Source organism: Streptomyces lincolnensis (genome assembly GCF_001685355.1).
Classification (GTDB): domain Bacteria; phylum Actinomycetota; class Actinomycetes; order Streptomycetales; family Streptomycetaceae; genus Streptomyces; species Streptomyces lincolnensis.
Map to the genome: position 1 here is coordinate 1920680 of NZ_CP016438.1, position 15393 is coordinate 1936072.

Here is a 15393-nt window from a genome sequence, read left to right on the forward strand (position 1 = left end):
GTACACATGTGCGTCAACAAACGGCGCGAGCCTACTACTGACGCGCACGTAACTCGAAGACCGGTCCGGAACCTGAACATCCGCACCGGTGACGAGTCATGCCGAGTTGTCCGCTCATTGGGGGAGATTGCCTCCTGCCCGCCCTTGGCGCCCGCCGGAGACAAGGCGATCGGACCGGTCGACTCATTGGCCGAATTTTTACGGTCGTTGGGAATCTTGGTGGGCTTTCGTTCGTCCTTCTCTATGGGAGTTGGGGGCGGAATCGGCCACAGGAGCCGTATCCCACCTCCGGGCGGCGTAAAACAGCGCAAGCCGGGCAGCCAGTGGGGAGCCGTGTCTTCGGGCGCGGAGGCGAGCAGGTTCTGACCGGCGGTGGGGAGTGACATGTCGATGGGCACGGCGGAGCGGCGCGAGGCGCTGTCGGACGACGAGACGACGCACCTCAGGGTGCGGCAGGCTCCAGAGCCGCCAGGTCTCGACCGCGCACCGAGGGAGCACCCGGCGGGCAGACGCGAGGCTCCGGAGGACGGCACGGCGGCGCGCGAAGGCTCCCGCCGCCCGGCCGGGCCTCGTGAGGCTCATGAGGGCCGAGAGGCCCATGAGGAGCCCTACAACCGGCCATTGTGGGTGGAGGAACCCGCGCAGCAGCGTCGATTGCCCGATCCGGTCCGGACCTCGGCGGTGCGCGCGGTGCTGATCATCGCCGTGACGCTGGTCCAGGCGATGGTGGCCTTCCTGTGCACCATGGCCGGTTCGTGGCTGGCGTTCCCCATGGTGCTGAGCAGCGTGGCCAGCACGGTGGTGGCCACCTGGGGCGCCCTGGACGTCTGGGTGACCCGCCAGGTGTGGAACCAGCGCAACGGCGTGGTGTCCGTCCCCAGCAGCACCGCCCGTGCCCTGCGGCGCGAGCGGCGCAGGGCGAGGCGGCAGGCACGGACCGCCGAGCGCGCCCAGGCGCGGATACGCCGACGGGAGGGCCGCGGCCAGGTGGCCCACCCGTAACCCGGCGGGTCGTCGAGGGGTCCGCGAGCGCGAGGCCGGGTCGAGGCATACGGAACTGCCTTGATCCAGAGGGTGGATCAGCCACGCCGCTGCCGTGACAATCAGCACATCACGTGCAGGGTGTACGCACGCGAGGCCGCTCCCCCCTCCCCCGGCCCGCCAGGAGTCCGCTCATGACGACGACCGAGCAACCAGCGTCCGGAAAACACGGTGACGACGACGCCGAACTCACCGAGTTCGGCTACAAGCCCGAACTCAAGCGCACCCTCGGCAACTTCCACACCTTCGCCGCCGGGATCAGCTACATCTCGATCCTCACCGGTACCTTCCAGCTGTTCTACTTCGGCTACGGCAGCGGCGGCCCCGCCTACTGGTGGTCCTGGCCGATGGTGTTCGTCGGCCAGTTCATGGTCGCCCTGTGTTTCGCGGAGCTGGCCGCCCGCTATCCCGTCGCGGGCTCGGTCTACAACTGGTCGAAGAAGATCGGCAATCCGCATCTGGGCTGGCTGGCCGGCTGGATGATGCTGACCGCGTCCATCGTGTCCATCTCGGCCGTGTCCCTGGCCTACCAGTTGACGCTCCCGCAGATCTCGTCGGCGTTCCAGTTCGTGGGCGACGGCTCCGGCACGTACGACGTGGCGACCAACGCGGTCATCCTGGCCGCGGTGCTGATCCTGTTCACGACCCTGGTGAACGCCTTCGGCGTCAAGCTGATGGCCACGATCAACACGGCGGGCGTGTTCATCGAGTTGATCGCCACCGTCGTACTGATCGTCCTGTTCGCCGTCCACATCACCCGCGGCCCCCAGGTCGTCATGGAGACCAACGGCACCGGGGCGGCCCACGGCGCCGGTTATCTGGGCGCCTTCCTGGTGGCCTCGCTGGCCTCGGCCTACGTCATGTACGGCTTCGACACCGCCGCCTCCCTCGGCGAGGAGTCCCTGGACCCGACCCGTAACGCGCCGCGCGCGATCATCCGGGCGATCGTCGCCTCGTTCGTCCTCGGCGGCCTGATCCTGCTGCTCGCGCTCATGAGCGTCTCCAGCCTGAAGGGCGAGCAACTGTCCACGGACGGCCTCCAGTACGTCGTCCTCGACGTACTGGGGTCCACGGCGGGCAAGGCGATGCTGTGGTGCGTGCTGATCGCGGTCACCGTGTGCGCCCTGGCGGTGCACACGGCCGCGGTCCGGCTGGCGTTCGCGATGGCCCGCGACAACAACCTCCCCGCGTCCGCGCGGCTGGCCAAGTGCCACCCGCGCTTCCGGACACCGGTGCTGCCGACCGTGATCATCGGGATCCTCGCGCTGGCGATCCTCGTCGTCAACATCCGTCAGCCGCAGATCTTCACGGTCGTCACCAGCATCGGCATCATCATGATCTACCTCGCCTACCTGGGCGTCACCGTCCCGATGCTGGTGGCCCGGCTGCGCGGCAGGTGGCAGCCTGCGGGCGACGGCAGGTTCTCACTGGGCCGCTGGGGACTGCCGGTCAACATCGTCGCCGTGCTGTGGGGCACGACGATGACGCTCAACCTGATCTGGCCGCGGGCCGAGGTCTACAACGCCACGGCTCCCTACCACTGGTATCTGCGCTGGGGCGCGGTCCTGTTCGTCGCGGTCATCGCGGGCGGCGGGTTCGCGTACTACTGGTTCGTCCAGCGCCACAAGACCGGCGTGCTCGCCGAGCACCGCGTGGCGGACACCGGCCTGCCGGCCGAAGACCGCACCTGAAGGCCCGGCGTCCCAGGCCTCACCCGGTCTCGCCAAGCCTCAGGGCGTCGCCGGTGCCGGGCGTTTGAACATCCGTGTCGCCGTGATCTCGCTGTGCGCCGCCTCCCCCGCCTGCTGCTGCGGCAGGCCGGGGCGGAGGTGCTCCTCGACGCTGATGTACTTGAGGCCGGCCCGCAGGTCGGCATCGTTGCGCAGCCGGATGACCAGCGGGAACTCGGCGAGCGCGGTGGTGTCGAACAGGCCGGTGGTGTACAGGAGCTGGACGCCGAGCGCGTCCGAGACGGCCCGTTGCAGCTCCAGCAGATACGTGGCGTTGGCGCGCCCGATCGGGTTGTCGAGGAACAGCGTGCCCGCGTGCCGGTGCTTGTCGCGTCCGCGGTCGTTCGACCGCAGGGCGGCCATCGTGCAGTACAGGGCGATGGCGGCGGTGAGCAGCTGGCCGCCGGAGAACACGTCGCCCATCTGTCCGACGGGCACCCGCTCGGCCCGGAGCACCGCGTCCGGCTTGAGGATCTCCACGGCGACGCCCTTGGGCTGGAGCGCCGCCCCCACTCCGCGCAGCAGCAGGGACATGCCGTCGCGCCGCAGGTCGGAGTTCTTCTTGACGGCGGAGCGGGTCGCCTCGTCGATGACCTCGCCGAGCCGCTCCGTGAGCGTGGCCTGGTCGGGCTCCTCGAAGCGGATACGCAGGAACTCCTGCCCGGACCACTCGCCGAGCCCCTCCGGCAGCCGGGACAGCCGCTGCGCGGACCTGAGGGTGGCGAGCGCCGACTCGACCAGCCCCCGGAGCCGGTCCACGATCGAGTCCCGGTTCCGCTCCAGCTGCTCCAGCTCGTCGGTGAGGACGCGGAGCCGGGGCGCGAAGGCGTCCGCCCACTTCTGCGCGTGCTCGGGCAGCGCGGAGGCGGGCAGTTCGCGGATCTGCTGCCGGGCCGGGGTGCGGACCTGCTCGTAGCGCGTGGAGTTGGCGTGCCGGACGAGGATGTCGCTCGCCTCGCGCACGGCGGACTCGGCGGCCGACAGGTCGGCGGCGCAGCCACGAAGGGACCGGCGGGCCTCGGCGGCGGACTGCCGCGCCTCCTCCAGGCTGCCGGGGTACGGCTCGGGTGCCTCCTGCTCGTCCTCCATGGCGTGCTCGCGCAGCAGGTCGCGCAGCATCGCCGCGATCTCGTCGAAGCCGCCGGCCCCGTCCTCGGCGGCGCGGTGGGCGTCGAGGAGCTCCGTGTGCGCCTCCCGGGTCTGCGCCAAGGCCTCGGCACGGGAGGCGAGTTCGGCCGTCGCCGTGCGCAGCAGCGCCTGGGCGTGCTCGGCGTCGCGCGGCTGGAGCTCCTCGGGCAGTTCGGTGTGCGCCTCGCCGTCCTCGGGCGCGTGCCGCTCGGCCTCGCCGCGCAGCCGCCCCAACTGCTCGCTCGCGGTGGACATCCGGGTCTCCAGGAGCTGCACCAGCTCCTCGGCCCGCGCGGCGGCGGCCTGCCGGGACGGCCCGTCGGAGCCGTCGGGCGACTGGAGCAACTGCTCCGCGCGCGTGCGGACCTTGTTGCTCAGCCGGTCCAGTTCGGCGCGCGCCGCGCTCTCGTCGCTCTCCGCGCGCGCCTGCTCGGCGCGCAGGTCGGCACCGACGCCGACCTTCTCATACAGCTGTGAGGCGGCCCGGTAGGCCTCGCGCAGGGCGGGCAGGGACGCCTTCGGGGTGTCCGCGTCGCTCTCCGGTACGTCGTCGGGGGCGCCCGCGATCTCGGAGCGCTCGGCGCGCAGCGCGCGGGCGGTGCGGCGGGCGTCGTCGGCGGCGCGCTGGGCGCCACGGCGGTCCTCGTCGGCGGCGCGGGCGCGCTCCAGGCAGGCTTGGGCGCGGGCCTCGGACTCGGTCGCCTCGTCGGCGAGTTCACGCAGTTTGACCTGCCAGCCGGCCCGCTCGCGCAGCCGGAAGGCAAGCCCGGCGAGGGCGTCGGCGGCCCGGCGCGCCTTCTGCGCCGCTTCCTGCCGCTCGTCGCGCATCCGAAGGGCCTCGGCCGCGGTCTCGTCGGCCTCGGCCCGCACGGTCCGTGCCTCGGCCAGCTCGGCCTCGGACTCCTCGGCGAACGCACGCGTGTCCCGGGCGGCCTGCGCCAGCTCCACCAGACGTCCGGCCGGGCAGCCGGTGCGCCAGGAGGCGAGCCGCGCCGACAGTTCCCGGTCCTTGCCGAGCCGGGCCGCGAGGGTGCGGATCTCCTCGTCCCGCTCGGTGGCCCGCGCCCGCAGCGTCTGCCGCTCCTCGTCGGCGGCGTGCTCGTCGTGCATGGCGGGGTTCGGCGGTACGAGGAAGACCTCGCCGTTGTCGGCCCCGGGCGCCGGTGTCGGTGCGAGGAGGGCGGCGGCGGTACCGACGGCGACGGCCGAGCGGGGCAGCAGCGCGGCGTCGTCGAGCGCCTCGCGGGCCCGCGCGTGCGTGGCGGGGTCGGTGATGATCACGCCGTCGACCAGTTCGGGCCGGGCGGCCAGCACGCGTGCGTGGTCGGCGGGGTCGACGGCCTGCGCGAGATAGCGCCAGCCGGGCAGGGCCGGGATGCCGTGTTCGCCGAGGAACTCCACGGTGGCCAGCACGTCCGGGCCGGGCGGCAGCAGTCCGCCGTCGCCGAGCGCGCCGAGGATCCGGGAGTCGTCGGCGGCGGCGGTCCGCAGTTCGAAGAGCTGTCGCTCGGCGGCGGAGACGGCGTCGTCGAGCAGCTCGCGCAGTTCGTCGGCGAAGCGGTCCAGGTCTTCGGGGGCGAGGACTCCCTGACCATGGTCGTCCGTGTCCTGTCGGGGCTGCGGCACCACGGAGCGCGCGTCGCCGGTCAGGCTCAGCAACTCCGCCAGCCGCTCCTCGGCGGCCAGCCCCTCGGCCAGGCGCCGTTCGGCGTCGTAGGACCGCGCGGCCGCGGTGGCGGCGTCCTCGGCCCGGGCGGCGGTCAGTTCGGCGCGTGCCTCGGTGGCGGCCGCCTCGCGCGCGTGTTCGGTGGCGCGGTGGGATGCCTCGCGGGCGGTGTCCCAGGCGGCGACCGCGGTCTTCTCGGCGTCGCTGGCGGCGAGGGCGGCGCGCGCGGGGTCGGCGTCGGGCGCGCTGTCGTCGAGCCAGCCCGCGCGCACCGCCTCGGTGGTCTCCTGCTCGACCTCGGTCAGCCGCTGCCGCAGGTGCCCGACCTCGCTGCGGGCGCGCTGGACCTCGGTCGCCGCGGTGGTGGAGTCCCGGTACGCGCTGTCGCTGACCTCCTGGAGGGCGGCGGACCGCTCCTCCTCCTCGTTGGCCAGACTCTCGGCGCCCTCGGCGGCCGCGTGCAGGGCGCGTACGAGGTCGACGGCGGCCTTGGCGCGGGCGGCGAGCGCCGGGGCGGCGTCCCGCTCGGCCTCCTGGATGGCGGCGGCCACGCGCGCGACCCGGTCGGCGGCGGCTCGGTGGCGCAGGGCGTTCTCGGCGGCCTGCCAGGCGGAGTGCAGCGTGCGCGCGTCGGCGAGCTCGCGCTTCTGGGCTGCGGCCGACTTCTCGGCGGCCGCGAGTGCCAACGAGGCGTGCCGGTAGGCGAGTTCGGCCGCGATCAGCGCGCTGCGCTCGCGGGCTGTCTCGGCGTGCGTGACGGAGTACGCGGCGGCGGTGACCCGCTGCGCGAGATCGGCGGCCCGCACCCGCTCCTGCGCCCCGCGCGCGGACAGCCGCCGCGCCAGGTTCCTGGTACGGCGCTCGGCGCCGGCGTGGATGTCCCGTGCGCGCGAGCGGGCCTGAGCGGCCTCGACGATCCGGCCCAGCAGATCGACCGAACCGGCGGTGAAGTCCCGTTCGGCGATCAGCTCGGCGCGCCGCCCGAGCTTGTTGCCGAAGCCGCTGACCAGGTCGGCGAGCCCGTCGGTGTCCCGGGTGTCGGTGACCGCGCGCAGCAGCAGGTCGGTGAAGTCGGAGTCCTTCTTCACCGCGAAGAGGCCGGCCGCCTCGCCCTCGTCGGCGTTCATCTCCCGCTGGTAGCGGAAGAGTTCGGGGTCGAGGCCGAGGTCGCCGAGGTGCTCGATCCACCGGTCGTGGATCTCCTCCCAGTGCACCTCCAGATGCGGATACGCCTTGCCCGCCTCGGTGATGGCGTCCCGGAAGCCCTTCATGGTGCGGCGGCGGCCCTGCGCGCCCGACTGCCCCTCGACGGCCGGCCGCACGGCGGTGGACTCGGCCACGGGCAGGTTGTCCAGGCTCAGTCCCGGCCCGGGCCGGAAGGAGTACCAGGCCTCGGCGAACTTCCGGGGGTCGTTGGAGACCTGGCGCCCGCGCCACTCGCTCGCCTTGCCGACGACGACGCACTCGCCGGTGAGCACGTGCTGCCACTCCAGCGCCACATGCCCGCAGTCGTCGGCGAGCAGGAACTTCCTGAGCACGCCGGAGCTGGCGCCGCCGAGGGTGTTGCGGTGGCCCGGCAGCATGACGGAGAAGATCAGCTTGAGGAGGACGGACTTTCCGCCGCCGTTCTCCAGGAAGAGCACCCCGGCGGGTGCGGGCCGGCGCGGCGGGCCGACGGGTTCCTCCTCGAAGAACTCCGCCTGGGTGGGTGCGGGGTCGGGCACGATGTCGCCCACGCCCCGCAGGTCAAGCACGGTGTCGGCGTAACGCGCACCGGCGGGACCGATGGAGTAGAGGCGGACCCGGGACAACTCGTACATGGCGGACTCTCGTAAGTCTTCGGCAGGTCGGGGGGTTCAGGACGAGGACGATGTGTGGAACGGCAGCCCGGCGTCGGCCGCCAGGTGCAGGTCCTCGCTCTCCTCGGCGGGCAGCAGGGTCGGCGTCCCGTCGGTCACCGGCACGATGCCGAGTTCCAGGAGTTCGGCCATCGCGGCGCTGCCCGCCATGTCCCGCACCTGGAGCTGATAGCGGGCCGTGGTGCGGTAGGTGCCGCCGTTGTCGTCCCCGGTGCGCTGGAGGAAACCGGAGTCGGTGAGGAAGGCGACGGCCTTGCCGATGATGCCGGTCGTCGACCCGGCGAGCCGGCGCGCGTCCTTGGTGGCACCCGTCGCGCTGCGTCTGATCCAGATCCGCCAGGCCGCCTCCAGTCCGGGCGCACCGGTGGCCGGGTCGGTGTTCTCGCCCTGCTCGTCGGCCCGCTCCTCCAGACGGCGGCAGGCCTGCCGTACGAAGGCGTCGATGCCGTTGACCGAGACCCGGCCGATGTAGCCGTCGTCGGCGAGGTCCTCGGGGCGCGGGAACGCCATGGCGGCGACGGCGAGATGGGCCAGTCCGTGCAGGAACCGGTCCCCTCCGTCGGCGGACGTCCGGCGCGCGTAGTCGCCCATGCGCACGGCGAACACCGAGTCCTCGGCGGCCGTCACGGCCATCCCGGCGCGGGGTGACACCTCCAGCACGACCAGCCCGAGCCCGGCGGCCACGGCGTCGGCGAGCCGCGCGAACGGCGGGTCCTCGCGGTACCGCCGCAGCAGCTCGGCGTACTCCTGGTCCCGCGCGGGCTGCACCTTCGGCTGCAATCCGAAGGCGACGAGCCGGGCGGCGTCGGCGGCGTCGGCGGGCGTGACGGGGGCGGGCGCCGACGGGGCGGGTACCTCCGGGTCACTCCATTCGACGTGCTCGGTCACGGCTGGGGCTCCTTGTCACGCTCGTGCTCGGTCATGCTGCTTCCGTCCGGCCGGCCGCCATCCCCGCGGCGTCCAGCAGGGCCGTCCCGACGATCAGATCGGCCCCGCCGAACTCCGGATCGTCCAGCTCCGTCCCGTCGTCCACGGCGAACAACAGCTTCTCCTCGCCCTGCCGGTACGCCGTACCGACCGGCGGGCTGGCCGCATGGACCGCCAGCAGGGCGACGAGATACGGCAGTTCGGGATCCCGGCGGCGTGCCTCGGCCAGCAGTCCCGACAACCTCCGCGGTGCGTCCGCCGGCAGATCCAGCAGTTCCATGGCGGAGGCCAGCTGCTCCTCGCTGAACCGGCTGTCGTCCGGCGTCGCGACGAGGTCCGGCTCCGGCATCTCCGCGCCCAGGTGCTCGCGCTCCATGGGCGGCGTGAGCAGTATGTCGACGAGGTCGCCCACCCGCACCGACACGGGCGTCCGCAGCCCCGTCCCGCGCGCGAAGAACGCGTCGGTGACCCGGACGGCCTGCTCCATGGGCAACGGCAGCACGGGCGCCACCAGATGCCCGTACAGGTCTATCCCCGACGTCGTCATCGGTGTGGCGAAGGCCTGTCGGTCCTGCTCCGCGCGGAAGAGCGGGCCCGCCTCCAGCAGCCGTGACTGAAGTTGCGTGTGGCGCCGGATGCAGTCCTTGACGATGTCCACCAGCTCGGCGGCGCGCCGCTTGTGCTCGGGGTCCTCGGACTCGTCCCGCGCCTTGCGGATGTTCGTGAGGATCGCGTTCTCGTGGCGGTAGCGGTCGGCGACGTGGTCGAGCGCCTCGGCGATCATGTCGGGCACGGCGGCGAGCCAGTCCACCGCCCGGACGTTGCGCCGGGTGGCGTCCAGTGCCCTGCGCAGCGTCTCGGAGTACTGCACCGTGCGGTACCGGGCCTGCTCGGCGGCCAGCTGGGCGTCGGCGAGACGGCCCCGGCTGATCAGCACCTCCAGCTTGACCTCGGCGGCGATCTGCGCGCTGGTGACGTCGGTGTCGAGGGCGCCGACGAGGACGTTGACGGCCTCGTCCGTCGTACGGAGATACACGGCCCCTCCGGGTCCGGGCACCTCCTCGATCAGCTTGAAGTCGTAGTCCCGGCGCACATAGGTGCCGTCCGGTGCGAACGTGCCGTAGACCGCCCGGAAACCGCGGTCGACACTGCCGACGTTGATCAGGTTCTCCAGGACCCAGCGGGCCACCCGCTCGTGCTCGGCGACGGGGCGCCGCGGGGCCTGGGCGGCGATGCGCGGGATGAGCCGGGCGACGACCTGGTCGTGGTCGGCGCCGGTGTCGAAGTCCATGTTCAGGGTGACCAGGTCGATGGCGGAGAGGGCCACCTCCGCCATGCCGTAGACCGAGTACTCGCCCGCGAGATTGGCCTTGCGCGCGTCCAGGTCGTGCAGCGGCGCGGTGCAGGCGAGCGCGCGCAGCCGCCGCGCCAGTCCCTCGTCGGCGGCCGGGCCCGGTGCGGGGCGCGGCCCCGCGCTGAGCTGGGGCGGAACACTGTCCGTCGGTGCAGGCGAAGTCACGGTGCACAGACTAGGTCCTCGGTCTGACAACTCCCCAAACGACGCGGATCGCCTCCGGCGGTTGGCCGGGCGACCACCGGTTGTTCCTTGGGTGCGGGCCGGTGGGGGCTTGTCGCGCCCACGCGGCGGAGCCGCACATGGATACAGCCCCGCGCCCCTCAGAGGAGGGCTTCGCCCTCCCCCACACGCCGCCTGTAGACCTCGACGACCCGTTCCAGGGAGTCGCTCAGGTATACCGCGAGGAGCTTTTCGGCCTCCGTCTTGTCGCCCGCCTGCAACGCTCCGAGGATCTGCTGGTTGCGGGCCAGATACGGCTCGTGCAGGCGGCGGGGGTCGTCCACGACGTGGAAGGCGAGGCGGAGTTCGGCGAAGACACTGCGCATCAGTTCGTCGGTGCGGTCGCTGCCGGCCAGGGCGACGAGTTCGCGGTGGAAGTGGATGTTGGCCGTACCCAGCACCTTCCAGTCACCTTCGCGTACGGCCCGCTGTCCCTCGGCCACGGCCTCGGCGAGGCCGTCGAGGGCGTAGGGCGGCTCCCCGAGGTCCCGTACGACGGCGCACTCGACGAGGCCGCGGGTGCGGTAGATGTCCTCCACGTCCTCCACGGTCAGCACCCGGACGAAGACGCCCCGGTTCAGCTCGTGGACGAGCAGGCGTTCGTGGGTGAGCAGCCGGAACGCCTCGCGCAGCGTGTTGCGGGAGACGCCGAGCGCGCCCCCGATGCTGTCCTCCGAGAGCCGGGTCCCCGGCGGGAAGAAGCCCTCGGCGATGCGGCTCCTGAGGATGTCCGAGACCCGCTCGGCCGTGCTGGTGCGCCCCAGGAGGGCCCGGTCGTCGGCCAGTCCGCTCAGCTGTTCCGCCATGCCCGGAATTCAACCGCAGACACGAGAACGAAACAACAGGGGTATTGAAGGATCGTTCAACGATCCTCTACCTTACTGTCCACCGCACGGTTCAAGCTCCGCACCCTCCGTCCCCTTCTGCGAGGTGCCCATGAGCACGACCCCTCCACCGCAGGCAGTCACGACCGACGCCCCCACCGCACCGCACGAACCCCCCGCCGACGACGGGGCGTTGGGCTGGCTGCGGGCTCTCGGCCCGCGCGGCCGCCGCGCCTTCGCCGGCGCGTTCGGCGGCTATGCGCTGGACTCCTACGACTACTTCACGCTGCCGCTGAGCATGGTCGCGCTGGCCGCGTACTTCGGCCTGAACAGCGGCCAGACCGGCCTCTTCACGACCGTCACGCTGGCCGCCTCCGGGATCGGCGGCGCCCTGGCGGGGGTGATGGCCGACCGCTTCGGCCGGGTCAGGGCGCTGATGATCACGGTGATCACCTACGCGGTCTTCACCGTCGCCTGCGGCTTCGCCCCCAACTTCGAGACCCTGCTGGTCTTCCGCGCCCTCCAGGGACTCGGCTTCGGCGGCGAGTGGGCGGTCGGCGCGATCCTGGTCGCCGAGTACGCGAGCGCCAAGCACCGGGGCCGCACGCTCGGCGTGATCCAGAGCTCGTGGGCGGTGGGCTGGGCGCTGGCCGTGATCGTGTACACGCTGGTCTTCTCGGTCTTCGACGACGACGTGGCCTGGCGGGTGATGTTCTGGACCGGCGCGCTCCCCGCGGTGCTGGTCGTCTGGATGCGGCGCCGGGTGCAGGACGCGCCCTCGGCGGTCGCGGTGCGGGAGAAGAACGCCGGCAAGGGCTCCTTCAAGGCGATCTTCAAACCGGACCTGCTGCGCACCACGATCTTCGCCGGACTTCTCTCCACCGGCGTCCAGGGCGGCTACTACACCCTCGCCACCTGGGTGCCGACGTATCTGAAGAGCGAGCGCGGCCTGTCGGTCGTCAACACCGGCGGCTATCTGACGTTCCTGATCTCCGGCGCCTTCCTCGGCTACCTGACCGGTGGCTATCTCACCGACCGCCTCGGCCGCCGGCGCAACATCTGGCTCTTCGCGCTGCTGTCCGCCGTGTGCATCGTGGCGTACGGGAACATCCCGAGCGGTGCCGACACCTTGCTCCTGGTGCTCGGTTTCCCGCTGGGGTTCTGCATGTCGGCGATCTTCAGCGGCTTCGGGTCCTTCCTGAGCGAGTTGTACCCGACGGCCGTGCGGGGCAGCGGACAGGGCTTCACGTACAACGCCGGCCGAGCCGTGGGCGCGATCTTCCCCACCACGGTCGGCTTCCTGGCCGACAGCTGGGGCGTCGGCGGGGCCCTGGTCTTCGGCGCGATCGGCTACGGCATCGCGGCCCTGGCGCTGCTGGGGCTGCCGGAGACCCGTGGGAAGGAACTCACATGAACCGCACGGACGACCGTCTCACGACCCTCATCGGCGCCCCCGCGACGCACATGGCCGGCGACCTCCCCCTGACCCTCGTCGACGAGCACGCGCACGCGTGGAGCCCGGCCGAGGCCCGGACCCGCTTCCGCGCGGGCCTGGCGGGCCCCACCGCGGGCGTCGCGGCGGGCCACACCCAGGTCAACCTGATCTCGCTGCCGGCGGACTGGGCGTACGACATGATGCAGTTCTGTCTGCGCAACCCCAAGGCCTGCCCGGTCCTGGACGTCACCGACCCCGGAGACCGGACCACCGTTCTCGCGGACGGCGCCGACCTGCGCACCGACCTGCCGCGCTACCGGGTGTGGCGGGACGGCGAGCTGGTGGACGAGCCGACGGACGTGCGCGGCTACTGGCGGGACGACCTGGTGACGTTCCTGATCGGGTGCAGTTTCACCTTCGAGTGGGCGCTGTCCGGGGCGGGCGTGCCGCTCCGGCACATCGAGCAGGGCCGCAACGTCCCGATGTACACGACCGGCCGCCAGTGCCGTCCGGCGGGACGGCTGCGCGGTCCCCTGGTGGTGTCCATGCGGCCGGTGCCGCCGGAGCATCTGGCGGCCGCGATCCGGGAGAGCAGTCTGCTCCCGGCGGTGCACGGCAGCCCCGTACACTGCGGCGATCCCGCGTCGCTGGGCATCGACGATCTCGGCCGCCCCGACTTCGGCGATCCGGTGGACCTCGAACCGGACGACATCCCGGTGTTCTGGGCCTGCGGTGTGACCCCGCAGGCCGCGGTGATGGCCTCGCGTCCGCCGTTCGCCCTCACCCACGCACCCGGACAGATGTTCCTCACCGACGCGCGCGACGAGCAGTACCGCGTGGCCTGACGGGACGACACGCACGGACGACGACACACTGACGACAACACGAGCGGACAAGGAGACACGACGGAGTCATGGCCTCCATCGATCTGAACGCCGACCTCGGCGAGGGCTTCGGCCGCTGGCGGCTGACCGACGACGAACAGTTGCTGTCCGTCGTCACCAGCGCCAATGTGGCCTGCGGTTTCCACGCCGGGGACGCGGCCACCATGCGGCGGGTGTGCGAGCTGGCGGCCGAGCGCGGCGTACGGATCGGCGCCCAGGTCTCCTACCGGGACCTGGCCGGCTTCGGACGCCGCGCGATGGACGTGCCGTCCGCCGAGCTGACGGCCGAGGTCGCCTACCAGATCGGCGCCCTGGAGGTGTTCGCGCGCGCGGCGGGTTCTCGGGTGTCGTACGTCAAGCCGCACGGCGCGCTCTACAACCGGGTCGTGCACGACGAGGAGCAGGCCGGTGCGGTCGTCGCCGGGGTGCTCCTCGCGGACCCCACCCTGCCCGTGCTGGGGCTGCCCGGCTCGCGCCTGCTGACGCTGGCCGGCCAGGCCGGGCTGCCGGCGGTGACGGAGGCGTTCGCGGACCGGGCGTACACCGATCAGGGCACGCTCGTGCCGCGCGACCGGGACGGCGCCGTGGTCACCGAACCGCAGGCCGTCGTGGCGCGCTCGGTGGACCTGGCCCTCCACGGCACGGTCACCGCGCTGTCCGGCTCGCGCATCGAGGTGCGCGCACGGTCCCTGTGCCTGCACGGGGACACACCCGGCGCGGTGGACCTGGCCCGCCGCGTGCGGGAGCGCCTGGAGGCGTCCGGGGTCCGCGTGGAGGCCTTCGTATGAGGGCACTACCCGTCGGTGACGGCGCCCTGCTCGTCGAGGTCGCCTCGGACGAGGAGGCCCAGGCCCTGCACGCGGAGTTGCTGCGCCGGCGCGCCGAGGGCCTGCTCACCGTCCGCGAGATCGTCCCCGCCGCCCGTACGGTCCTCCTCGACGGCCTGGACGACCCGTCCCGGCTGGCCGCCGACCTCAGGGCCTGGGAGATCCCGGCCGTCGTCCCGCGCGCGGGGCACGTCGTGGACATCCCGGTGCGCTACGACGGTCCCGACCTGGCCGACGTGGCGGCGCACTGGGGTGTGGCCGAGGAGGAGGTGGCCCGGATCCACTCGGGCACCGCGTTCCGCGTCGCGTTCTGCGGCTTCGCGCCCGGCTTCGGCTACCTCACCGGTCTGCCGCCGCGCTACGACGTCCCGCGCCGCGCCACACCCCGCACTGCGGTCCCCGCGGGTTCGGTGGCCCTTGCGGGCCCGTACACGGGCGTGTACCCGCGCTCGTCCCCGGGCGGCTGGCAACTGATCGGCACCACGGACGCCGTGCTGTGGGACCACACGCGCGTACCGGCCGCGCTGCTGTCACCGGGCACGGGTGTGCGGTTCGTTCCGGTGACGCCGGCGGGCCCCACGGGACCGGCGGACGTGCCGGCGACTCCGGCAGGCAGCGCATGACGGACCGCGCGCTGTTCGTCGTGCGCGCCGGCGCGCTCACCACCGTGCAGGACCAGGGGCGCCCCGGCCACGCCCACCTGGGCGTGCCCCGTTCGGGCGCGCTGGACGCTCCCGCGGCGGCCCTCGCCAACCGTCTGGTGGGCAACCGGCCCGGGGCCGCCGTCCTGGAGACCACGCTCAACGGCTGCGCGGTGCGGCCCCGTTCGACGGTCACCGTGGCGGTCGCGGGCGCGCCCTGCCCGGTCACGGTGGACGGACGCGCGGTCGCGTGGGGGGCGCCGGTGCGCGTGCCCGGCGGCGCGCTCCTGGAGGTCGGCGCGGTCCTGACGGGCGTACGCGCTTATGTGGCCGTCGCCGGCGGTGTCGCCGTGGAGCCGGTCCTCGGCAGCCGCTCCACCGATCTCCTGTCCGGGCTCGGCCCACCGCCGCTCGCGGACGGCACCGTGCTCCCGCTGGGGAACCCGGAAGGGCTGCACGCGCGCGTGGACGTGGCCCCGCAGCCGGCTCCCCCGGCCGAACTCGTCCTGCGGGTCACGCCGGGCCCGCGCGACGACTGGTTCACCGCTCAGGCCCTGCGGACCTTCACCTCACGGACGTACCGGGTGTCCTCCGCGAGCAACCGCATCGGGCTGCGCACGGAGGGTCCGGCCCTGGACCGGGCCCGGCCCGGCGAACTCCCCAGCGAGGGCATGGTCCTGGGCGCCGTCCAGGTTCCGCCCGACGGGCGTCCCGTGGTCTTCCTGGCCGACCACCCGACCACCGGCGGCTACCCGGTGATCGCGGTCGTCCGCGACCAGGACCTCGCGGCCGCGGCCCAGGTCGCTCCGGGAACTCCGGTCCGCTTCGTGGAAGTACGCCGCCGCTGAGCCGCCC

At 72.9% G+C, this 15393-nt stretch carries 11 protein-coding genes; 7 read left to right on the forward strand and 4 right to left on the reverse strand.

The genetic code is table 11. The annotated features are described in order from the left end of the window. Positions 1-390: 390 nt before the first annotated feature. On the forward strand, positions 391-1002 hold the full coding sequence (locus tag SLINC_RS08450; RefSeq protein WP_182449283.1) for a hypothetical protein: 612 nt from the start codon (positions 391-393) through the stop codon (positions 1000-1002). A gap of 173 nt (positions 1003-1175) precedes the next feature. Continuing rightward, complete coding sequence (locus tag SLINC_RS08455) at positions 1176-2732, forward strand: APC family permease (RefSeq protein WP_067428688.1); 1557 nt, start codon at positions 1176-1178, stop codon at positions 2730-2732. Between the two features lie 39 nt (positions 2733-2771). Here the strand turns inward: SLINC_RS08455 and SLINC_RS08460 are convergent, their stop codons facing one another. The 4 genes from SLINC_RS08460 to SLINC_RS08475 all read right to left on the reverse strand — a co-directional run bounded on the left by SLINC_RS08460 (position 2772) and on the right by SLINC_RS08475 (position 10733). Then, positions 2772-7385 carry a coiled-coil domain-containing protein gene (locus tag SLINC_RS08460; protein ID WP_067428699.1) on the reverse strand — a complete coding sequence of 1538 codons (4614 nt, stop codon included), beginning with the start codon at positions 7383-7385 and terminating at the stop codon, positions 2772-2774. Between the two features lie 36 nt (positions 7386-7421). Beyond that, entirely contained in the window at positions 7422-8312 is an 891-nt protein-coding gene (locus tag SLINC_RS08465) for a hypothetical protein (protein ID WP_067428702.1), read from the reverse strand. A 31-nt stretch (positions 8313-8343) separates the two neighbouring features. After that, positions 8344-9870 carry a hypothetical protein gene (locus SLINC_RS08470; RefSeq protein ID WP_067428705.1) on the reverse strand — a complete coding sequence of 509 codons (1527 nt, stop codon included), beginning with the start codon at positions 9868-9870 and terminating at the stop codon, positions 8344-8346. A gap of 158 nt (positions 9871-10028) precedes the next feature. Continuing rightward, positions 10029-10733, reverse strand: coding sequence for a GntR family transcriptional regulator (locus SLINC_RS08475; protein ID WP_067428707.1), 705 nt, complete (start codon positions 10731-10733; stop codon positions 10029-10031). A gap of 130 nt (positions 10734-10863) precedes the next feature. Between SLINC_RS08475 and SLINC_RS08480 the strand changes: the two genes are divergently transcribed. The 5 genes from SLINC_RS08480 (at position 10864) to SLINC_RS08500 (ending at position 15386) form a co-directional block, all read left to right on the forward strand. Further along, positions 10864-12165 carry an MFS transporter gene (locus tag SLINC_RS08480; protein ID WP_067428710.1) on the forward strand — a complete coding sequence of 434 codons (1302 nt, stop codon included), beginning with the start codon at positions 10864-10866 and terminating at the stop codon, positions 12163-12165. Further along, entirely contained in the window at positions 12162-13031 is an 870-nt protein-coding gene (locus SLINC_RS08485) for a putative hydro-lyase (protein WP_079164457.1), read from the forward strand. The genes SLINC_RS08480 and SLINC_RS08485 overlap by 4 nt, the downstream gene beginning before the upstream one ends. 68 nt (positions 13032-13099) lie before the next feature. Next, positions 13100-13858, forward strand: coding sequence for a LamB/YcsF family protein (locus SLINC_RS08490; RefSeq protein ID WP_067428713.1), 759 nt, complete (start codon positions 13100-13102; stop codon positions 13856-13858). Beyond that, a complete protein-coding gene (gene pxpB / locus SLINC_RS08495) occupies positions 13855-14520 on the forward strand; it encodes a 5-oxoprolinase subunit PxpB (protein WP_067428716.1) in 666 nt (221 codons plus the stop codon). The genes SLINC_RS08490 and pxpB overlap by 4 nt, the downstream gene beginning before the upstream one ends. After that, entirely contained in the window at positions 14517-15386 is an 870-nt protein-coding gene (locus tag SLINC_RS08500; protein ID WP_067428719.1) for a 5-oxoprolinase subunit C family protein, read from the forward strand. Before pxpB ends, SLINC_RS08500 begins: the two co-directional genes overlap by 4 nt. Positions 15387-15393 lie beyond the last annotated feature (7 nt).

Excerpts from the sequence above, each read along its gene's own strand:
- pxpB (WP_067428716.1), top strand. The coding sequence starts at position 13,855 with ATGAGGGCACTACCCGTCGGTGACGGCGCCCTGCTCGTCGAGGTCGCC.
- SLINC_RS08485 (WP_079164457.1), top strand. The coding sequence starts at position 12,162 with ATGAACCGCACGGACGACCGTCTCACGACCCTCATCGGCGCCCCCGCG.
- SLINC_RS08475 (WP_067428707.1), bottom strand. The coding sequence starts at position 10,733 with ATGGCGGAACAGCTGAGCGGACTGGCCGACGACCGGGCCCTCCTGGGG.
- SLINC_RS08500 (WP_067428719.1), top strand. The coding sequence starts at position 14,517 with ATGACGGACCGCGCGCTGTTCGTCGTGCGCGCCGGCGCGCTCACCACC.
- SLINC_RS08450 (WP_182449283.1), top strand. The coding sequence starts at position 391 with ATGGGCACGGCGGAGCGGCGCGAGGCGCTGTCGGACGACGAGACGACG.
- SLINC_RS08490 (WP_067428713.1), top strand. The coding sequence starts at position 13,100 with ATGGCCTCCATCGATCTGAACGCCGACCTCGGCGAGGGCTTCGGCCGC.
- SLINC_RS08480 (WP_067428710.1), top strand. The coding sequence starts at position 10,864 with ATGAGCACGACCCCTCCACCGCAGGCAGTCACGACCGACGCCCCCACC.
- SLINC_RS08455 (WP_067428688.1), top strand. The coding sequence starts at position 1,176 with ATGACGACGACCGAGCAACCAGCGTCCGGAAAACACGGTGACGACGAC.
- SLINC_RS08460 (WP_067428699.1), bottom strand. The coding sequence starts at position 7,385 with ATGTACGAGTTGTCCCGGGTCCGCCTCTACTCCATCGGTCCCGCCGGT.